Consider the following 20213-nt stretch of genomic DNA (forward strand, 5'->3'; position numbering starts at 1 on the left):
GGACAAGCCTGCTAGAGTCCGGCCCATGTCAGAACGTTCAGATCTCCTGGGCAAGCACATCGTGCTGGGCCTGACAGGCGGCATCGCCTGCTACAAATCGGCCGAACTGGTCCGCCTGCTGGTCAAGGCAGGCGCCACCGTTCAAGTGGTCATGACCGAAGCGGCGCAGGCCTTCATCACCCCGGTGACGATGCAGGCGCTGTCCGGTCGGCCCGTGGCCACCAGCCAATGGGATGCGCGCGAGCCCAACAACATGGCGCACATCAACCTCAGCCGCGAGGCCGATGCCATCCTGGTGGCGCCCGCCAGCGCTGATTTCATGGCGCAACTGGTGCAAGGCCGTGCGCATGAACTGCTCAGCCTGCTGTGCCTGGCGCGCCCTCGTGAGCGTTGCCCCTTGCTGGTCGCCCCCGCCATGAACCGCGAGATGTGGTCGCACCCGGCCACGCAGCGCAACGCGCAAACGCTGCGAAACGACGGCACCATCCTGCTGGGCCCCGACAGTGGCGACCAGGCCTGCGGCGAAGTCGGCGATGGCCGCATGAACGAGCCCGCCGACCTGCTGGCCGACCTGATCGCCTTTTTCCAGCCCAAGATCCTGCAAGGCCAGCGGCTGCTGATCACCGCCGGGCCCACCTTCGAATCGATCGACCCGGTGCGCGGCATCACCAACCATTCCAGCGGCAAGATGGGTTTTGCCCTGGCGCGCGCCGCGGTGGAAGCGGGTGCCCAGGTCACCCTGATTGCCGGTCCGGTCCACCTGCCCACACCCCGGGGTGTGCGCCGCATCGACGTGATGTCGGCCTTGCAGATGCAGGACGCCGTGCTACCCGCGGCCAGTGACCACGACGTGTTCATCGCCACCGCGGCGGTGGCCGACTGGCGCCCAGCCTCGCTGAGCCAGCACAAGATCAAGAAGGAAGGCAAGAAAGTGGCGCCCACTTTCGAGCTGACCGAGAACCCCGACATCCTGGCTGCCGTGGCCGCCTTGCCCAAAGCGCCTTACTGTGTGGGCTTTGCCGCCGAAAGCGAAAACCTGCTGGAGCACGCTCGGGCCAAATTGCTGCGCAAGCGCATCCCCTTGATCATCGGCAACCTGGGCCCCGCCACTTTTGGCCACGACGACAACGCGCTGCTGGTGGTGGATGCCAACAGCCAGCGGCAGTTGCCCGAAGACGGCAGCAAGGCCGACAAGCTGGTGCTGGCGCGCGCGCTCATGGTGGAGCTGGCGCACCGCCTGAATCTTCTTCCTGTGAACTGAATTGACATGACGACCGTTGACATCAAAGTGCTGGATGCACGCATGGCCGATCACTTGCCCGCTTACGCCACGCCGGGCAGTGCGGGGTTGGACTTGCGCGCTTGCCTTGACCAGGCCGTGGTGCTGGAGCCAGGGCAGGCTCAACTGATCCCCACGGGCTTGTCGATGCACCTGGGCGACCCCGGTCTGGCTGCCATGATCCTGCCCCGCTCCGGGCTGGGCCACAAGCACGGCATCGTGCTGGGCAATCTGGTTGGGCTGATCGACTCGGACTACCAGGGCCCGCTCATGGTCAGCTGCTGGAACCGTGGTAACGCGCCTTTCACCATCGAACCGATGGAGCGCATCGCGCAGATGGTCATCGTGCCGGTTGTGCAGGCCAGCTTTCGGCGCGTTGAGTCGTTTGAAGCCACGGCGCGAGGCGAGGGTGGCTTCGGTTCAACGGGCCGAGGGTAGGGCCAGCAGGCTCAGTGCAACACTGAGCCCGGCGGTGCCTGACTGGGTGCCAGCGTGAACACCGATTCGGCCACCGAGCCCTGCTCGATCTCTTCCAGCGTGGCCGTGCGCACGCCTTCCACCTTCATGGACAAACGCAGCGCCACACCAGCCAATGGGTGGTTACCATCCAGCACCACGTGGGTGTCGTAGACCTCGGTCACGGTGTAGAGCACGTCCAGTGGCAGGTCGGGCGTGGTCGAGCCTTCAGGGGGGCCTTCAAACTGCATGCCCACGTCCACTTCGGCGGGAAAGATGTCGCGGGTTTCAAAGAAAACCAGCTCGGCTTTGTAGTCGCCAAAAGCCTCTTCGGGCTCCAGGTTCAGGTCGGCCGCGAATCCTGGGGCTTGCCCGATCAGGACCTCTTCGACCTTGGCCAGCAGGTCATCGCCACCGACGAAGAACTCCATGGGTTCGGGCAGTTCGTCGATCAGTTGGCCTTGCGCATCTTCGAGTCGCCAGACCAGGCTGACGACGCAGGGGGAGGAAATCATCATCCCTCAATCATCTCATGGCCGCCATTCCAGCTTGGGCCAGTGGTCGCACAATGGCGACCATGACATTGACCACCAACGACCTGAACCACGCGCCGCTGGACGCGCCATCGACCTTGCTGGGCGGCTTGTCCCCACAGCAATTCATGCGCCGCCATTGGCAGAAAAAACCCTTGCTGATTCGCCAGGCCATGCCCGGCGTCAAGCCACCGGTGGACCGCTCCGCCTTGTTCGCCCTGGCGGGCCAGGACGAGGTCGAATCCCGCCTGATCGTGCAAGACCTGGCCAGCAACGACTGGCGCCTGCGTCAAGGCCCGATCCCCCGTCGCGGCCTGCCCAAGCTGGACCAGCCGGGCTGGACTTTGCTGGTGCAAGGACTGGACCTGCACGTGCCTGCCGCCCACGCGATGCTGCGGCAATTCGGCTTCGTGCCGCAGGCCCGCGTCGACGACCTGATGATCTCGTACGCCAGCGATGGCGGCGGTGTCGGGCCGCACTACGATTCTTACGATGTGTTTTTGCTGCAGGTCCACGGACGGCGCCGCTGGCGCGTGGGGCCGCTCAAGGACGCCAGCCTGCGCCCGGACCTGCCGTTGAAGGTGCTGGCCAACTTCGAGCCGCAGGAAGAATGGCTGCTGGAGCCCGGCGACATGCTCTACCTGCCCCCCATGTGGGGCCACGATGGTGTGGCCGAGGGCGAATGCATGACCTGCTCGATCGGTTTTCGCGCGCCCGAGGCCACCGAGATCACCCGCGAGGTGTTGGGCCGCTGTGCCGAAGCCATGGAGCCTGCCCTCCAGCCACGCCTGTACAAAGACCCCAAGCAACCCGCGACCGATCAGCCCGGGCGCATCCCGGCCGACCTGCAGCAGTTTGCGCTGGAGGCCGTGCAGCGTTTCCTGAACGATCCACAACAGATCCAGGCCGCATTGGGCGAATCCTTGACGGAACTCAAACCTCGAGTCTGGTTCGAACCCGGTGAGCCTTTGCCCGATGGCGTTGGCGTGGTGCTGGACGCCAAAACCCGCATGGCCTACGACGACAAACGCATCTTTGCCAATGGCGAATCCTGGCTGGCGGCGGGTGCCGATGCGCGCTTGATGCGGGCGCTGGCCGATCGCCGCCAGCTCAGCGCCGCCACCGTGGCCAAGGCCAGTGCCGATGCCCGCGAGTTGCTGGACCAATGGTCGGAAGATGGCTGGTTGCATCCTGACCTGTCGACAATTTGATGGCTGATGGAGGCTGCTTGCCATGGATCACACTGAAATGACGCCCCCCCCTGGCGAACCCGGCGAATTGGCCTTGGGCCGCATCGAGGGCTGGCCGGACTTCATTGACCGCGTGCGTGCCGCGATGGCCATGGCGGCAGCCCACCCGGTGCCTTTGTACTTTTGCGATGGCGATTTCAGCCGGTGGCCACTGGGCGAGCGCAGTGTCATGGAGGCTTTTCAGCAATGGGGGCTGAACAGCCGGGTGACTCATTGCACGCTGGTGGCCGCCACGCTGGATGAGCTGCCTCGTCGGCATCCGCGCTGGGTGGCCTGGCGCGGTACCTGGGCGCACCGCGTGAAATGCTATTTGGCCGATCCTGACCAGGGGCCCTCTTTGATGCCCACCCTGGTGCTTGAAAATCAGCTCGGCTTGCGCCTGCTGGATCCCATCTCGGGGCGGGGCTTGTGGTCTCGCAGGCCCTCCGACCTCAGCGAATGGCGTCAAGAAGCTGATGTTATTTTGCAACGTTGTAGCGAGGCCTTGCCTCCGACGACTTTGGGCCTATAGGGAATTGCCCGAAGCATCGTATAATTGCAGTCTGAATGAGTGGCAATTTAACGATTGCTGCACATCCAAAGTCACCGTCTCACATTTTTTTGGGGCTGTGAGCTTTGCACATAGTTCCATAGAACCCCGTTTTTTGACTATTCCTTTTGAGGACACAAGCATGAAAAAGTCGCTCCTGCTGGCTTCGTTGATCGCTGCCATGGCCCTGGCCGCTTGCGGTAAGAAAGCTGAAGAAACCGCTGTTGCTGAAGCCGCTTCGGCAGCTTCGGAAGCCGCTTCTGCCGCTTCGGCTGTTGCTGAAGTCGCTTCGGACGCTGCAGCTTCTGTGGCTGCTTCCGCTTCGGAAGCTGCTTCGGCCGTCGTTGAAGCTGCTTCGGCCGCGACTGACGCTGCCTCGAACTAATCTGTCCTCGCAGATTGAAAAAGCCGCTCTTCGGAGCGGCTTTTTTGCGTCTGGCTGAGGCATCGGTCTATGAAAAAAGCCCTGGCTGGTTCATACCAGCTCAGGGCTTTTGGCTTTTGGGCCGGTGGGTGCGGTCAGCTGAGTTCGTCCAGCAACTGCTTGGTGATGCGACGGCCGGTATCCGACGTCTCGGCTTCGCCCTTGCTGTTCAGCACCTTGACGGCGCTGTTGATGCCCTTGGCGGAGACCTGAACGCGGTAACGCTTCAGGCCATCGGCATTGGTGTCCGATGAGCCGAAGAGGCGCGAGAAGAAACCGGGCTTGCTGGCATTGGGATCGGTGCTTGGGGCCAGGCGGATCTCGTAGGTGCCTTGGCTGCGGTCGCGGTCTTCAATCGTGAAGCCGCCACGGTCCAGGGCCAGGCCCACGCGGCGCCACACGGTGTCGAAATCGTCATCGGCGGCCAGCGAAACGCCATCGGCTTCCAGCCTGACGCGGGCGGGCGCAGCAGGGGCAGCCGTGCCCGCAGCCACACTGGCCTTGGCGGCGGCCGCCGTGTCCTTGGGCGAACCCAGCTTGAGCATCAAGCGCGACAGCATTTCTGCTTCCAGGCTCGTGTCAGCGGGGCGGGCTACCCATTTGGTCTGGTCCTTGCGCGAGTCTTCGTAGATTTCCTGCGTGCCGCGGTGGGTGATGTAGATCTCGCTGCCTTGTGCGGTGCGCTCGATGCGGGTGCGGAATTGATCGCGCTCGCCAGTGTCGTACAGGCTGTCGAGGATGCCGCCCAGCAGTTTGCGCACGCCGCTTTGCGGCAGCTTGGCGCGGTTTTCCGACCAGTTGGTTTCCATGAGGCCGGTGCTGGCTTGTTCCACCGGTAATTCAAAGCCGGACTCCAGCCAGAAAGACTTGACCTGTTCCCAGACTTTTTCCGGGGGCAGGGCCACGCTCAGCCAGCGGTTCTGGCCGCTGCGCTCCAGCTTGACCAAACCGGATTGCGGCATGGCGACGGTGGTGCCTGCATCAACGCCGGGCGTGCGTTCCGGGATGGCCATGCTGCTGGCCGACACGGTGGAAGGCTGCGTTTGCTGGCCGTAGCGGGACTGGCCTGACAACTGGGTCAGGTCGGGGGGCACATCCAGGTTCACGGTTTTGGCACCGCTGCTGCGGTAATCCACTTTGTCGCCCGACAGCACATTGCTGACGGATGAGCACCCGGTGGTGCTCAGTGCGCCGATCAGCGCCAGGCTGAGAGCGGTCAGGCGGAGAGGGCTTGGTGTCTTCAACATGGGCAAGGGCATCCGGGGTCAAGTCAATCGGCGCATGGATTGCGCACAGGGCGTGATCCTACAGGGATCACAACAAGCCGCATTCGCGCAGCGCGGATTCAACGATGGTCTGGCCAGACTCGGTCAGCGTGGTCAATGGCAGGCGCAGCGCGCCACCGGCCTTGCCCATGCGGGCCAGGGCCCACTTGACGGGGATGGGGTTGGGCTCGACGAACAGGTGCTTGTGCAGTGGCAGCAAGCCCATGTGCAACTCGACTGCGCGCTGGGTGTCGCCGGCCATGGCGGCCTTGCACAGTTCGGCCATGCCACGCGGGGCCACGTTGGCCGTCACGCTGATGTTGCCGTGTCCGCCCAGCAGCATCAGGGCCACGGCGGTGGGGTCATCGCCCGAATAGATGCTGAAGCCCTTGGGCGCTTGCTTGATCAACCAGGCGGCGCGTTCGATGTTGCCGGTGGCTTCCTTCAGGCCGATGACGCCGGGCAGCGTGGCCAGACGCAGGGCGGTCTCGGGCGTCATGTCGGCCACGGTGCGGCCGGGCACGTTGTACAGCACCACAGGGATGTCCACCGCGGAAGCGATGGCCTTGAAGTGCTGGTAGATGCCTTCTTGCGTGGGCTTGTTGTAGTAAGGCACGACCTGCAGGGTGCAGTCGGCACCGACTTTCTTGGCGTACTCGCTCAGCTCGATGGCTTCGCGGGTGGAGTTGGCGCCAGCACCCGCCATGATCGGCACGCGGCCAGCGGCTTGTTCCACGGCCACGCGGATGATTTCGCGGTGTTCCTCGAATGACACGGTGGGCGATTCACCCGTGGTACCCACCACGCCGATGCAATTGGTGCCCTCGGCGATGTGCCAGTCGATCAGCTTGCGCAGACTGTCATAGTCAACGCTGCCGTCGTCGTGCAGGGGGGTGATGAGGGCGACGATACTGCCAAAAATGGATTTCATGCTGATTCCTTCAATCGCGGGATTTTACCCAGCGCGACGGGGTCCTGTGTAAAGGGGCGTGCGGGGTATGCCCGGGGCCCTGTGGCGGCGCTGTTGAACAACACCGCCTAATGCGGGTGAACGTCTTGTTTGAGCGCGGCCAGGGCCAGTTTGTCGACCAGGCCCGGCGCGATCAGTTTCAACCAACGCGCCAGCTTGCCTTTGGCTGACATGACGACTTCACGCTGGCGATTTTCAGCACCCAGGCGGATGAGTCGGGCGCATTCTTCAATGGACATGGCGCCGCGTTCGTCCAGGCCACTTTGGCCGGCTGGTTGCCCTTGGGCATTGAAGCCCCGGTAGCGGATTTCGGTGGCGACCACGCCCGGGTACGTGAGGGTGACCGTGACGCCGTGCGGCAGCATTTCAATGCGCAGGGCCTCGAAGAAACCGGTCATGGCGAACTTGGTGGCGCTGTAGGCAGTGCGCCCGGGCACACCGACCAGTCCAGCGAGGCTGGAGACGACCACGATGCGGCCCCGGCTGGCCTTCAGGTGCGGCAGGGCGGCGTGGGTGCACCAGGCGCTGCCCCACAGGTTGATGCGCATGAGTTGTTCGTACCAGGCCATGTCGGCCACGTCTTCCAACAGCGCATGCGCCGACATGCCGGCGTTGTTGACCAGGGTGTCGATGCGGCCAAATCGGGCCACGGTGTCGGCGATCAGGCCTCGGCAGGCGCCTTCCTGGCCCACATCGGTGGGGCGCACCAGCACCTGGGCACCTGCCTGGCGGCATTGTTCGGCCACTTGTTCCAGTTTGTCAGCGCTGCGGGCCGCCAGCACCAGGTCCAGCTTGGCGCCGCCTTGCCGGGCCATTTGCCGGGCCAGTTCGGCGCCAATGCCGTCAGAGGCGCCGGTGATGATCACGACTTGTCTCAAAAGCAACTCCACAGACGCGAGGCCAGGTCAAAGACCAGGTGGCTTCGGAAATACATGAGGAAGACCAATGCGAGCAGGGCAGCCGCACCCACGTAGGCCAGCCAGCGCCATGGCCGTTTTGAGGGCATGAAAAAGGGCATGGTCATCGCGACTCGGAAATCAGGCCCTGGCCAAGGTTCGGCCTGCCGGGGCTTCGTTTTCCTTGACCGGAAGGTTCAGGGCCGCGGCCAACAAACCCAGGCCCACGGCCAACCACCAGACGACATCGTAGCTGCCCGTGAGGTCATACAAGCGCCCACCCAGCCACACGCCCATGAAAGATCCGATCTGGTGCGAGAAGAACACCAGCGCACCCAGCATGGACAAATGCTGCACCCCCAGCATCTGCGCCACCACGGCGTTGGTGGGCGGCACGGTGGACAGCCACAAGGCGCCCATCGCAGCGGCGAACAGGCCCACGCTGAGTGGACTGAGCGGGGTCAGGATGAAGGCGATCATCACCACCGAGCGCAAGGTGTAGATGCCTGACAGGATCCAGGTCTTGCGGTACTTCTGCCCCAGGGCGCCCGCCACGTAGGTGCCGACCACGTTGAAAAGGCCGATCAGGGCCAGGGCCGTGGTGGCCACGGTGGGATCGAGTTGGTGGTCTTTGAGGTAGCTGGGCAGGTGCACGCCGATGAACGCCAACTGGAAACCGCACACGAAGTAGCCGCCGGTCAGCAGCAGGTAGCTGGGGTGCGTGAGGGCTTCGCGCAGGGCTTGGCCGGCGGTTTGCTTCAGTTCGGGATTCAGGATGTTGCGGGCGGTGGCCTCGGCACGCAGGGCTTGAGGGTCGTCGCGCAGGCCCCAGGCCAGGGGAATCAACAGCAGCGCGAAGCTGGCCAGCACCCACAGGGCTTGTTGCCAGCCCAGGTGGCTGATCAACAGGCTGGACACCGGCACCATCAGGAATTGTCCGAAAGACCCGGCCGCCGCCGTGATGCCCATGGCCCACGAGCGTTTCGCCGGGTCGACATGCCGCCCCAGCACGCCATAGACCACAGCGTAGGTGGAGCAGGCCTGGCCCAGGCCGACCAGCACGCCGGTGCTGAGCATGAACAGGGTCGGGGTGTCGGCCATGGCCATGCCAAGCAGGCCACAGCCGTACAGCAGGGCGCCCGCCCACAGCACCCAGAAGGCGCCACGTCGGTCGGCCCACCAGCCCACGATGGGGCCAGCGGCACCCCACACCAGGTTTTGCACGGCCATGGCCAGCGAAAACGACTCGCGGCTCCAGCCTCGCTCCATGATGATCGGCTGCAGCCACAAGCCAAAACCGTGGCGGATGCCCATGGACAAGGTGACGACCAGGGCGCCGCACAGCAGCAGCTGCTGCAAAGGCAGGCGGGAATCGTTGCGCATGAGGAGGGCGCCCGGCCAGGCGCGGTGGATTGAACAGGGGCGGGTCGGTCAGACCTGCATGTTCATGATATCCGTGTACGCCTGAACCAGCTTGTTGCGCACCTGAACCGCCGACTGAAAGCCCAATTGAGCCTTCTGCATGGAGATCATGGTTTGTTCCAGACTGACGGTGGGGTTGTCGAATTGCACTTCGCGCTGCATGGCGCTGGCCTGGTTCTGAGCTTGGCTGACCGAACCCAGGGCGCTGGAAAAAGCCGCCTGGAAACTGGATTTTTCAACGTTGCCGGCGCCGCCCAGGGCGTCCAGCCGTGTTTTGGCCTGAACGCGCTCGGCGATGTCGGACATGCCCGCTTTGGCAGCGGCCTGTGCGAAATCAAAAGGCTTAAGTTTCAGGTCCATGGTGCCGTTATCTCAGACAAGGCGTGATGCAGTTCACCACGATGCCAATACTAGGCGTCCATGCTTGATCCGAAGTTGGGAAGTGCCCGGTAAATCTGCGGCTGTTCCCGGCACTTTTGCCCGCTCTTCCTCCGAATAATGGACGTGTTCCGGCGGGTTTGCGGCATCGTATGGTTTCGATGCGCGACCCAACGCTTCGACCACACATGGAAGTCACAGTCGCACCAACTCAAGCTGTCATCGCATCGCCGAATCAGGTGATCGAACCCACGCCGCCGCTCAATTTTGTTCAGCGCGTGGGCGCTTTGCCCATGCAGCGCAAGTTGATGCTGGGGGGCGGCCTGGCGGCCATCGTTGCCATCTTCATTGCCATGGTGATGTGGGGCAAGCAGGGCGATTTCCGGGTGCTGTATGCCAATTTGTCCGACAAGGACGGCGGCGCGATCGTGGCCTCGCTGCAGCAGATGAACATTCCCTACAAGTACGCCGACGGCGGTGGTGCTATCCTGGTGCCAGCCGACAAGGTGCACGATGTGCGCCTGAAGCTGGCCTCTGCCGGTTTGCCCAAGGGCTCGGTGGTGGGTTTTGAATTGATGGAAACCCAGAAATTCGGCGTGACCCAGTTCCAGGAGCGCCTGAACTTCCAGCGCGGCCTGGAGGGCGAGCTGACCCGCTCGATCCAGACCTTGAACGGCGTGCAGAGTGCCCGTGTGCACCTGGCGCTGCCCAACCAGAACGGTTTCTTCCGCGAACAGCAAAAGCCCTCGGCCTCCGTGGTGCTGACCTTGTACCCTGGCCGCACCCTGGACCGTGGCCAGGTGGCAGGCATCGTGCACCTGGTGTCGTCCAGCGTGCCTGAGATGCCCACCAAGGCCGTGAGCGTGCTGGACCAGTCGGGCGGCCTGCTGTCAGGCCCCAATGATGGTGTGGATCAGGCAGGCCTGGACGCCCAGCAATTGCAGTACGTGCATCAGATCGAGGCCAACTACACGCAGCGCATCAAGGACATCCTGGAGCCAGTGCTGGGGCAGAACAACCTGCGCGCCCAGGTCACGGCCGATGTCGATTTCTCGCAGGTGGAATCGACCGCTGAAGAATACAAGCCCAACCAGGGCCAGGCGCCCGCTTCGGTGCGCAGCCAGCAAAGCACGGAGCAATCAGGTGGTGGCGCGGCCACGCCTTCGGGCGTGCCAGGCGCGGCCAGCAACCAGCCGCCGACCCCCGCCACGGCGCCGGTGAATGGCACGGCGCAAGCGTTGCAAGCAGGCCAGGGCGCCGGTGGCACCAACGGCACCAGCCGCCGCGAGGCCGTCACCAATTACGAAGTGGACAAGACCGTGCGTGTGACGCGCAATGCCACTGGCACGATCAAGCGCCTGAACGCCGCCGTGGTGCTGAACAGCCGCTCGGTCACCGATGCCAAGGGCAAGACCACGGTGCAGCCCATCAGCCAGGAAGAGCTCGACAAGTTGACGGCGCTGGTGCGCGAGACCATCGGCTTCAACGAGCAGCGTGGCGATTCGGTCAAGCTGATCAACACGCCTTTCCAGGTGGTGAAAGACGAGCCCGACAACACCCCGTTCTGGAAGAGCCCCGAGACGGTGGACCTGTTGCGCACGCTGGCCGTGCCGGGCGCCTTGACGCTGGCAGCGCTGATCGTGGTGTTTGGCGCGATCCGCCCGGCGATCAAGGCTGCCCAGCCTGTCGTGTCTGAAGAAGACAAACAACCCAAATTGAACGCGGTGGTCGATGACCTGCAAGAGCTGCCTGGCTTGCAGACGATCCCGCCCGGCATGGTGATGGGCCCGAACGGCCAGCTGTTGCCGGCCCTGGGCGCACCCACGGGTGATGCACGCCTGGAAGCGGCACGTCAGTTGGCGCGGGAGAACCCCGCGGCCATGGCCGGTGTGATGCGCGATTGGATGGCTGGTTAGCCAAGGACGGATGAACATGGATGACAAGGGACTCGAAGACGCCGCAATCTTGCTCATGTCACTGGGCGAGGAAGAGGCTGCCGAGGTCTTCAAACACCTGGAGCCCAAGGAAGTGCAGGGCCTGGGTGAAACGATCGCCAAACTCAAGTCGGTGCCGCGCGAGCGTGTCGAAAAGGTGCTGACGCGCTTTGCCGACGATTCGAACGACCTTGGTGTGCTGGTGCCCGACACCGACGAGTACATCAAGGCCGTGCTGCGCAAGGCCTTGGGCGACGAGAAAGCCAATCTGCTGATCGACCGGATCATCCAGGGCAGCGATGTCACGGGCATCGAAAGCCTGAAGTGGATGGACGCCCAGTCGGTGGCCGAACTGCTGCGCAACGAGCACCCGCAGATCGTGGCCGCCATCCTGGTTCACCTGGATCCGGACCAGTGTTCATCGGTGCTGAAGTCGTTCTCCGACCGCCACCGCAATGAGGTGATGGTGCGCATTGCCACGCTGGACGGCATCCAGCCGCAAGCCTTGAAGGACCTGAACGAAGTGCTGTCGCGCGTGCTGGCGGGTGGCACGCAGGTGCGCAAGTCCTCGTTGGGGGGCGTCAAGCCTGCGGCGGAAATCATCAACCTGATGGGCTCCAGCCTGGAGACCTCGGTGCTGGATTACATCCGCGAAAGCGACGCGGACCTGGCGCAGAAGATCATGGACAACATGTTCGTTTTCGACGACCTGGAGAAGCTGGACGACAAAGGCTTCCAGGCCCTGCTCAAGGAAGTGCAGACCGAGTCGCTCATCATCGCCCTCAAGGGTGCTTCGCCAGAGATCCGCGAGAAGGTGTTCAAGAACATGTCCAGCCGTGCCGCCGAAACGCTGCGCGAAGACCTGGAATCACGCGGCCCGGTCAAGTTGTCCGAGGTGGAAGGCGAGCAAAAGGAAATGCTCAAGATCGTGCGGCGCCTGGCCGACGAAGGCCAGATAGCCCTGGCCAGCGGAGGCGACGATGAGTACGTCTAAACCGGTGCCGCCGGGTGGTGGCAACAACAACGGTGGCAACGGCAATGGCGGCAATGTGCCGAACTCGTACACGCGCTTCATCCCGCGCGAAGAGCTGGGCTCCTTTGCCGCCTGGAACCCCCAAACATTTGAACAGCCCACGGCCGACAAAGGCGACCCTGCGGGCGAATCGGGTGTGCGCAAGCAGACATTTTCGGAGCGTGCCGCTGCCAGCGTGCCGCTGACGGTCAAGCCGACGGCCGGTGCCGGGACTGCGGCCAAACCCGCGCCTGCCAGCGCGAAACCTGCGGCCGCCACCGCCCGGCCTGCGCCCAAGCCCGCGCCCAAGGCCACGGTGACCAGCATCAAGCGCCAACCCCTGGTGGGCGGCATGCCCGGTGAAGAAGCCCCACCGCCCCCAGAGCCTCCTGCGCCACCAGAACCCACCCCGAATGTGGAAGAGCTGATCGACAAGGCCCACAAGTCGGGCTACCAGGACGGCTACCGCAATGGCCTGATCGCGCTGGAAAGCTACAAGCAGACCCAGGCGGCGCAACTGGCCGCTTACATGAATGACCAGATCGGCGCGCTGGCGTCTGATTTCCACCATCGCCTGGAATCGCTGGAGCAGCAACTGGCGGGCCGGATTGCCGGCGTGGCGCTGGAGCTGGCCCGCCAGGTGGTGCGCAGCGAACTGGACCAACGCCCCGAAGCCGTGCTGACCGTGGCCGAAGAAGCCCTGAGCGTGTTGCTGTCGTCCGCCAAACAGATCGTGGTGCGCTTGAACCCCGACGACAACGCGCTGGCACAAGGGTCTTTGACCGAAGTGTTGCAGGCGCGCGGCGCCCGTTTGTTGCCTGATTCAGCGGTGACGCGTGGCGGTTGCGTGGTCGAGTCCGACATTGCCGTGGTGGACGCCAGCGTGGAAGCGCGCTGGTTCCGCGCCGCCGCCGCGATGGGCAGCCAGACCGAATGGCATGGCGGGCACGAAGTGCCTTACACGCCCGTGGACAACGGTGACAGCACCGACATGGACGACGAACTGCCTTCCCCCGGAGATGCTGCATGAACATGCCCATTCGCGCCGCCGGCCAAGGTGTGGCCATGGACCGCTGGAACCGCTTCCTGGGTGACCTGGACGACTGCGCCAGCACCGCGATCCCGCTGGAGAATCAGGGCAAGCTGGTCCGCGTGGCCGGCCTGGTGCTGGAGGCCGCTGGCCTGCGTTTGCCGGTGGGGGCCGTTTGTGAAATCCATTCAGAAACCCGCCTGGAAGCCCAGCCCGTGCTGGCCGAAGTGGTGGGTTTCGCGGGCGACCGCGCCTACCTGATGCCAACCGCCGAAGCGCACGGTTTGTCCAGCGGCGCCCGCGTGGTGCCGCGCGCCATCCCCATCAACCCGCCATTGCTGGGCCGCCCCAATCACCCCTGGCGCCGCAGCGAAGACCGCACCCGCCACCTGCCCATCGGCAGTGGCCTGTTGGGCCGCGTGGTCAATGCCCATGGCGAACCCCTGGACCGCCACGGCCCCTTGAACCACGTCCGCAGCGAGCCCCTGGTGCGCCGCCCCATGAACGCCATGGAGCGCGACCCCGTTCGCTTGCCCCTGGACACCGGCGTGCGCGCCATCAACACCATGCTCACCGTGGGCCGTGGCCAGCGCATCGGCCTGTTCGCCGGCTCCGGTGTTGGTAAATCGGTGCTGCTGGGCATGATGGCCCGTTACACCCAGGCCGACGTCATCGTGGTGGGCCTGATCGGTGAACGCGGCCGTGAAGTCAAGGAATTCATCGAAGACATCCTGGGCGAAGACGGCCTGGCCCGCTCGGTGGTGGTGGCCGCACCTGCGGATGCACCCCCATTGACGCGCATGCAGGGCGCGAACTACGCTACCGCCGTGGCTGAACACTTTCGTGACCAGGGCCTGCATGTGCTGCTGCTGATGGATTCGCTCACCCGGTATGCCATGGCTCAGCGCGAAATCGCCCTGGCCATTGGCGAACCACCTGCCACGAAGGGCTATCCGCCCTCGTGCTTTGCCAAGCTGCCCCAACTGGTGGAGCGCAGCGGCAATGGCCTGAACGGCCACGGCTCGATCACCGCCTTCTACACCGTGCTGTCCGAAGGCGATGACCAGCAAGATCCCATCGCCGACGCGGCCCGCGCCATCCTGGACGGGCACATCGTGCTGTCGCGCGACCTGGCCGAGGCGGGGCACTTCCCGGCCATCGACATCGAAAAATCGGCTTCGCGCGTGATGAACAACGTGGCCAGCAGCGAGCACATCGATTCGTCGCGCCGCTTCCGGCAGCTGTGGTCCAAGTACAGCAAGGCGAAGGATCTGATCCAGCTGGGCGCCTACGTGCCCGGACACGACCGCGACCTGGACCAGGCCGTGAAACTGCATCCGGCCATGGTGGCCATGCTCCAACAAGACATGCACTTGCCCGCGCGCCTGGACGACAGCGTCGAGCAACTGCGTCACATCGTGAGCGACTGACATGAGCACCATCCAACCCCTGTTGATTTTGCTGGACTCGGCCGAGAAGGCCCGGGACGATGCCGTCTCGCAGATGGAAAACGCGCGCCGAGCCCACGAGGCCGCGCGCCAGCAAGCCCAGTCCCTGGCGGATTGGCGCAAGGAATACCAGCAGCGTTGGAGCAGCCAGTTCGCCAAGTCGGGTGGCATGGAAATCATGCGTTGCTACCAGGACTTCACCGCGCGCCTGGGCGATGCGGTGTCCGAGCAGGACAAGCGGGTTGATCAAGCGGCCCTGTTCATGGAGCAATGCCGCCTGCAGTTGATCGAACGTGAACGCAAGGTGGCCGCCGTCGGCCAGCTGATTGATCGGCGCCAGCTTGAATCGGCCCAGCGCGAACAGCGCCGTGACCAGAAAGCCACCGACGAACAGGCCGCGCGTGCTGGCCGAGGTGGTTCTTCGCCAATGGCTTCGTCCATGGGCTCGGCCACCAGCTTCGTGCCGACGTCTTACTGAATTGATGAATGATTTTGAAAGGTTGTGACATGAACGGTCCCCTCAATACCACCAACTCTGGCAAATCCGGCACCACCAACAGCGCGGCGACCGATTGGGCGGCGAAGTTGTCGTCCTCTTCCAACCAGGCGAGTGGCACCGATCAGGCCGCGATGCAGTCCGATTTCTCGCGCTGGATGGCGAAGGCTGCTGCGACCACACAGCAACCTGCGGCCACCGCTGCTCAGTTGTCGGCGAATGCCGCTGCGCCCGGCAAAGCCAGCGCAGGGCAGGGCAGCTCGTCCACCTCGGTGGAGGCACGCAATGCCCTGGCACGCGCCCAGGCCAATGCCGCGCAGGCCAAGCGCCAGGCCCCTGTCAACCATTCCGAAACGGCCCATGCGCCCAAGGCTGAAAAGCCCAAAACTGCATCGGCCGATGCCAACAAATCCGCCAAGACCGATGCCGCCAAGGCCAAGCCCAAAGAAGGCGCTGACCAGGCCGATCGCAGCAATGAGGCGGGCCGGGACCAAGCGTCTGTGGACGAAGGCAAAGGTGCGGCCACGCAGCGCGAAGTCGCCGCCAAGGACCAGCAACCGGCCGAAAGCGCCACGTCCAGCGATCCCTCGTCGATGTTGGCCTGGTTGGCCAGTCTGACGCACGGTGCGGCCAAAACGGCGACGCTGGGCGGTGATGCCCAGAAAGCCGGTGCCGATGCCAACGAAGCGCAATTGCAAGCCAAGGATGGCGCCATGCCGGTCGCCACCACGGGGCACGATGCCCTGGCGGCGATGAACACCGCCAACGACCCAGGCGCCATTGACGTCTCGACCCTGCAAGCCGCCGAAGGCCGCCTGGCCGTGGTGGATGGTGCGGCCGATTCATCGGCCAAGGGGGCGGACTTTGCCAGCACCTTGTCCACCGAAATGATGCGCGGCCTGGCTGGCAAAACCAGCGAAGCCAGCGCCACGGCTCAGACCAGCGCCACCCTGGCCCCAGCCGTCAACAGCCCCGAGTTTCCGCAAGCCCTGGCCGACCGTGTGGGCATGTGGGTGAACGCCATGGGTGAAGACGGCACGATGTCGGCCGAGCTGCACCTCAATCCCGCCGAAATGGGCCCCATCAGCGTGAAAATTTCACTGGATGGCCAGTCGGCGCAAGTTGATTTTGCGGCAGCCAACCTGGAGACCAGGCGTGCCATCGAGGCCAGCCTGCAAATGCTGTCTGCATCGTTGGACGAGGCGGGTCTCAAGCTCGGCGGATCGGGCGTGTCCGATCAATCGCCCCAGCAACAGTTCAACCAGGCCTCGGGTCAGCCTGGTGGCGCCCCGGCCTGGGGTGGTGGTGCGGCGGGTCTGGAGTCGTCCGGTGGTGAACCCCACGAAGGTCGCATGGCCACTGCGGCCGCCCGGGCAGGGCGACGGGGTGGCCTTGACCTGTATGCATAGGCCTGGGCCTGCCCTGTCCAGAATCGCGCGGATTTCACATCGCTTATCGGTTCTTCAGTTTTGGCCCTGACTTCCAATAATCCCATCATGCCCCTTTCGACTTTTTCAGGGTCGAAGGGCTTGAATTTCAGGAGATTTGCGAATGTCAGCTGCTTCCGCTGCGGCGCCTGCCGAAGGCGATGCCCCCAAGAAGGGGCCTAAAAAGCTCATCATCATCATCGTGGCCGTGCTGCTGCTGGTGGTGATTGGTGGCGGTGCGGCGGTCTTCGTGATGAAGAAGAACGCGGCTGCGGCTGCGGCCGCTGCCGAGGGTGAAGACGGCGAAGCCGCTGACACCTCGCACGCCAAAGCGGCGACCAAGCCCAAGAGCAAGGACGAGCACGCCGCCCCACCGGCCTTTGTGCCGCTGGATCCGTTCATCGTCAACCTGGCCGACAAGGAAACCGAACGCTTTGCGCAGATCGGCTTGACCTTGCAGGTGGACGATCCGAAGATGGCCGAGGAAATCAAGACCTACATGCCGGCCATCCGCAATGCGGTGCTGATGATCTTGTCGCACAAGACGTCTGATCAGTTGCTGACCCAGGAAGGCAAGGAAAAGCTGGCCGAGCAGATCCGCCGTGACGCCGCGCGCGCCATGGGCTACGAGATCGACGAGCCGGAAGACGAGGAAGCGGCCGCCGCCCAGGAAGACGAAGACGTGGCGCCCAAGAAGAAAAAGAAGAAGAAAAAGAAGGTTGAGCAGTACAACCCGATCGTCAAAGTCAACTACGCCAATTTCATCGTTCAGTGAGCCAACCGCAGTAGCCAGGCCATGAATCAGCAAATCCTCTCGCAAGACGAAGTTGACGCCCTCCTGCAAGGCATCACTGGTGAAAGCCAGAAGCTGGAGCAGGAAGACGTGCCCAAAGAGGGCATCCGCGACTACAACCTCGCGAATCAGGAACGCATTGTTCGCGGGCGCATGCCCACGATGGAAATCGTCAACGAGCGCTTTGCCCGCAACATCCGCATTGGCCTGTTCAACCTGATCCGCAAGTCCCCTGAGGTGTCGGTGGGTGGCATCAAGGTGCAGAAGTACAGCGCCTTCCTGCGCGAGATCGTGGTGCCCACCAACTTCAACATCATGGCCATCCGGCCCCTGCGTGGTTCGGGCCTGGTGGTGTGCGACCCCACGCTGGTCTTCGCGGTGATCGACTCCCTGTTTGGCGGCGCTGGCAAGTACCACACCCGCATCGAAGGGCGTGATTTCTCGCCCACCGAACAGCGCATCATTCTGCGGTTGATCGAGGTGGTTTCCGAAGAGTACAAAAAGGCCTGGCGCGGCATCTATCCCTTGGAGCTGGAATACCAGCGCTCGGAGATGCAGCCCCAGTTCGCCACCATTGCCACGCCCGCCGAGATCGTGGTGTGTTGCTCGTTCACGCTGGAAATCGGCGATGCCAGCGGCACCATCCACATCTGCATCCCTTACTCCACGCTGGAGCCGATCCGCGACATCCTGTTCTCGTCGATCCAGGGTGATTCGGCCGAACCCGACCGCCGCTGGGTGAAGTTGCTGACGCAGCAGATCCAGTCGGCCGAGGTGGAGCTGGTGGCCGAGATGGCCCATGCCCCCGCCACGGTGGAGCAACTGCTGGCACTCAAGCCCGGTGATTTCATCGAGCTGGACCTTGAAAAACTCATTGAAGCCAAGGTGGACGGTGTGCCCATCCTGGAGTGCTACTACGGCACTTCCAACGGCAAATACGCCTTGCGCATTGACAAGCTACTGACCTCGGCCAGCCATGGCTGGCTAGGAGACCAACATGTCTGACACTGAACCCGAAACGACTTCTCCCGACGCCGCCCCGAACGAAGAACAGGACGCGATGGCCGCGGAGTGGGAAGCTGCGCTGGCGCAGCAAAGCACTTCGGCCGCGTCCACCGATGACATCTTTGGATCGGCCAGCGAAGTGGCCAGCCCCGCCGCCCAAGGCACGCCAGCCGCCTTTGCCAATTTCGCTGCTGCCTCGTCCACCAACCCGGCGGGCAACGACATCAACATGATCCTGGACATCCCCGTGCAGTTGACGGTGGAGCTGGGGCGCACGCGCATTCCCATCAAGAACATCCTGCAATTGGCGCAGGGTTCGGTGGTGGAACTGGATGCGATGGCCGGTGAGCCCATGGACGTGCTGGTCAATGGCTTCCTGATCGCTCAGGGCGAAGTGGTGGTGGTGAACGACAAGTTCGGTATCCGCCTGACCGACATCGTGACCCCGTCCGAACGCATGCGCCGTCTGAGCCGCGGCAACTGACCAGATTAGAACAAGGAGACACACATGCAATCCACAGGAATGCTGATTTTCTGGTTCGTGTTCATCGTGGCCATGATCCCCTTGAGCTTGTACATGCTCAAAAAATCCGGCCTGGCCAAGAACCGCATTGGCGCGGGCGATGCCGTGCTCAAGACGGTGAGCCAGCTGTCACTGGGCCCCGGCCAGCGCCTCGTCACCGTCGAGCTGGGCGCGGGCGATCAAAAGACCTGGTTGGTGCTGGGCGTCACGGCACAAAGCATCACCGCCCTGCACAGCCTGCAACCCACGCAGGACAGCCAGGAGCAGGCAGAACGCGAGGGGACCGCGTCGACGTTCCCGATCTTGCTCAGGCGTGCATCCGACGTCGGTGAGCCCCCCAAGGTTTGACGAGCGACCGACCAGGACACCTCATGCATTTCTCGAAGCGATTGAAGGCCACGGCGGTGGCCCTGGGGCTGGCTGCGTGCTCCGTGGCCGCGATGGCCCAGACCATCCCCACACCCGGTGGCGGTTTGCCCTTGCTGATCGGGCAGGGCGCCGGTGGCACCAACTACTCGGTGCCCATCCAGACCTTGCTGTTCTTCACGGCGCTGAGTTTCTTGCCCGCGCTGCTGCTGATGATGACGGGCTTCACCCGCATCGTCATTGTGCTCAGCCTGATGCGCCAGGCCATTGGTGCGCAAGCCGCACCGCCCAACCAGGTTATCGTCGGCCTGTCGCTGTTCTTGACGCTTTTCGTCATGGGCCCCACGCTGGACAAGGTTTACAAGGACGCCTACGAGCCCTTCGCCGCCAACCAGATCAGCTTCAGCGATGCGCTGGACCGTGGTCAAGGCCCCATGCGCCAGTTCATGCTCAAGCAAACGCGTCAGTCCGACCTGGGCTTGTTCGTGCGCCTGGCCAAGATCGAAGGCGAGGTCAAGCCCGAGACCGTGCCCTTGCGCGTGCTGGTGCCGGCCTTCGTCACCAGTGAACTCAAGTCGGCCTTCCAGATCGGTTTCCTGATCTTCATCCCATTCCTGGTGATCGACATGATCGTGGCCAGTGTGCTGATGAGCTTGGGGATGATGATGTTGTCCCCGGTGATGGTGGCCTTGCCTTTCAAGCTCATGTTGTTCGTGTTGGCCGACGGCTGGAACCTGCTGCTGGGTTCGCTGGCCGCCAGCTTCGCGCAGTAGGGAC

22 protein-coding genes are annotated in these 20213 nt (G+C 63.7%); 16 read left to right on the top strand and 6 right to left on the bottom strand.

What is annotated here, in order from left to right:
- Positions 1–25 precede the first annotated feature (25 nt).
- Together coaBC and dut are read left to right on the top strand one after the other, a co-directional pair.
- Positions 26–1261: a bifunctional phosphopantothenoylcysteine decarboxylase/phosphopantothenate--cysteine ligase CoaBC gene (gene coaBC, locus Q7V20_RS14225; protein WP_304792301.1), complete on the top strand. Its 1236-nt coding sequence runs from the start codon at positions 26–28 to the stop codon at positions 1259–1261.
- 6 nt (positions 1262–1267) lie between these two features.
- The gene (gene dut, locus Q7V20_RS14230) at positions 1268–1717 is read left to right on the top strand and encodes a dUTP diphosphatase (protein ID WP_304792304.1); all 450 of its coding nucleotides are present in this window, start codon (positions 1268–1270) and stop codon (positions 1715–1717) included.
- Between the two features lie 11 nt (positions 1718–1728).
- On the opposite strand, the gene Q7V20_RS14235 is transcribed toward dut, so the two are convergent.
- Complete coding sequence (locus Q7V20_RS14235; RefSeq protein ID WP_304792307.1) at positions 1729–2253, bottom strand: peptidylprolyl isomerase; 525 nt, start codon at positions 2251–2253, stop codon at positions 1729–1731.
- Positions 2254–2312: 59 nt separating this feature from the next.
- Between Q7V20_RS14235 and Q7V20_RS14240 the strand changes: the two genes are divergently transcribed.
- The 3 genes from Q7V20_RS14240 (at position 2313) to Q7V20_RS14250 (ending at position 4432) form a co-directional block, all read left to right on the top strand.
- Positions 2313–3479, top strand: coding sequence for a cupin domain-containing protein (locus Q7V20_RS14240; protein WP_304792309.1), 1167 nt, complete (start codon positions 2313–2315; stop codon positions 3477–3479).
- Positions 3480–3501: 22 nt separating this feature from the next.
- Positions 3502–4029, top strand: a complete 528-nt coding sequence (locus tag Q7V20_RS14245; RefSeq protein ID WP_304792312.1) for a hypothetical protein — start codon at positions 3502–3504, stop codon at positions 4027–4029.
- Positions 4030–4189: 160 nt separating this feature from the next.
- Positions 4190–4432 carry a hypothetical protein gene (locus Q7V20_RS14250; RefSeq protein WP_304792315.1) on the top strand — a complete coding sequence of 81 codons (243 nt, stop codon included), beginning with the start codon at positions 4190–4192 and terminating at the stop codon, positions 4430–4432.
- 134 nt (positions 4433–4566) lie between these two features.
- Here Q7V20_RS14250 and bamC read toward each other — a convergent pair whose 3' ends face one another.
- The 5 genes from bamC to fliE all read right to left on the bottom strand — a co-directional run bounded on the left by bamC (position 4567) and on the right by fliE (position 9384).
- Positions 4567–5718, bottom strand: a complete 1152-nt coding sequence (gene bamC, locus Q7V20_RS14255; RefSeq protein WP_304792318.1) for an outer membrane protein assembly factor BamC — start codon at positions 5716–5718, stop codon at positions 4567–4569.
- A gap of 67 nt (positions 5719–5785) precedes the next feature.
- Positions 5786–6667 carry a 4-hydroxy-tetrahydrodipicolinate synthase gene (gene dapA / locus Q7V20_RS14260; RefSeq protein WP_304792321.1) on the bottom strand — a complete coding sequence of 294 codons (882 nt, stop codon included), beginning with the start codon at positions 6665–6667 and terminating at the stop codon, positions 5786–5788.
- A 107-nt stretch (positions 6668–6774) separates the two neighbouring features.
- Positions 6775–7584: an SDR family oxidoreductase gene (locus Q7V20_RS14265; RefSeq protein ID WP_370652475.1), complete on the bottom strand. Its 810-nt coding sequence runs from the start codon at positions 7582–7584 to the stop codon at positions 6775–6777.
- Between the two features lie 159 nt (positions 7585–7743).
- A complete protein-coding gene (locus Q7V20_RS14270) occupies positions 7744–8985 on the bottom strand; it encodes an MFS transporter (RefSeq protein WP_304792327.1) in 1242 nt (413 codons plus the stop codon).
- A 48-nt stretch (positions 8986–9033) separates the two neighbouring features.
- Positions 9034–9384, bottom strand: coding sequence for a flagellar hook-basal body complex protein FliE (gene fliE, locus Q7V20_RS14275; RefSeq protein WP_304792329.1), 351 nt, complete (start codon positions 9382–9384; stop codon positions 9034–9036).
- 206 nt (positions 9385–9590) lie between these two features.
- On the opposite strand from fliE, the gene fliF reads away from it, so the two are divergent.
- From fliF to fliP, 11 genes are all read left to right on the top strand, one after another.
- The gene (gene fliF, locus Q7V20_RS14280; RefSeq protein ID WP_304792332.1) at positions 9591–11318 is read left to right on the top strand and encodes a flagellar basal-body MS-ring/collar protein FliF; all 1728 of its coding nucleotides are present in this window, start codon (positions 9591–9593) and stop codon (positions 11316–11318) included.
- A gap of 16 nt (positions 11319–11334) precedes the next feature.
- Entirely contained in the window at positions 11335–12330 is a 996-nt protein-coding gene (gene fliG / locus Q7V20_RS14285; protein WP_304792334.1) for a flagellar motor switch protein FliG, read from the top strand.
- Positions 12317–13378, top strand: a complete 1062-nt coding sequence (locus tag Q7V20_RS14290) for a flagellar assembly protein FliH (protein WP_304792336.1) — start codon at positions 12317–12319, stop codon at positions 13376–13378. The genes fliG and Q7V20_RS14290 overlap by 14 nt, the downstream gene beginning before the upstream one ends.
- Positions 13375–14808, top strand: coding sequence for a flagellar protein export ATPase FliI (gene fliI / locus Q7V20_RS14295; protein WP_370652476.1), 1434 nt, complete (start codon positions 13375–13377; stop codon positions 14806–14808). Before Q7V20_RS14290 ends, fliI begins: the two co-directional genes overlap by 4 nt.
- A gap of 1 nt (position 14809) precedes the next feature.
- Entirely contained in the window at positions 14810–15304 is a 495-nt protein-coding gene (gene fliJ, locus Q7V20_RS14300) for a flagellar export protein FliJ (protein ID WP_304792340.1), read from the top strand.
- A gap of 29 nt (positions 15305–15333) precedes the next feature.
- The gene (locus Q7V20_RS14305; protein ID WP_304792343.1) at positions 15334–16731 is read left to right on the top strand and encodes a flagellar hook-length control protein FliK; all 1398 of its coding nucleotides are present in this window, start codon (positions 15334–15336) and stop codon (positions 16729–16731) included.
- Between the two features lie 142 nt (positions 16732–16873).
- Entirely contained in the window at positions 16874–17524 is a 651-nt protein-coding gene (gene fliL, locus Q7V20_RS14310; protein WP_304792346.1) for a flagellar basal body-associated protein FliL, read from the top strand.
- A gap of 21 nt (positions 17525–17545) precedes the next feature.
- The gene (gene fliM, locus Q7V20_RS14315) at positions 17546–18547 is read left to right on the top strand and encodes a flagellar motor switch protein FliM (protein ID WP_304792349.1); all 1002 of its coding nucleotides are present in this window, start codon (positions 17546–17548) and stop codon (positions 18545–18547) included.
- Complete coding sequence (fliN, locus tag Q7V20_RS14320; protein ID WP_304792351.1) at positions 18540–19031, top strand: flagellar motor switch protein FliN; 492 nt, start codon at positions 18540–18542, stop codon at positions 19029–19031. The genes fliM and fliN overlap by 8 nt, the downstream gene beginning before the upstream one ends.
- 24 nt (positions 19032–19055) lie before the next feature.
- Positions 19056–19418, top strand: coding sequence for a flagellar biosynthetic protein FliO (locus tag Q7V20_RS14325; RefSeq protein WP_304792354.1), 363 nt, complete (start codon positions 19056–19058; stop codon positions 19416–19418).
- Positions 19419–19441: 23 nt separating this feature from the next.
- Positions 19442–20209 carry a flagellar type III secretion system pore protein FliP gene (gene fliP / locus Q7V20_RS14330; RefSeq protein WP_370652477.1) on the top strand — a complete coding sequence of 256 codons (768 nt, stop codon included), beginning with the start codon at positions 19442–19444 and terminating at the stop codon, positions 20207–20209.
- Positions 20210–20213: the final 4 nt, after the last annotated feature.

Origin of the sequence: Aquabacterium sp., from assembly GCF_030652515.1 — a bacterium.
Taxonomy (GTDB): Bacteria; Pseudomonadota; Gammaproteobacteria; order Burkholderiales; family Burkholderiaceae_C; genus Aquabacterium.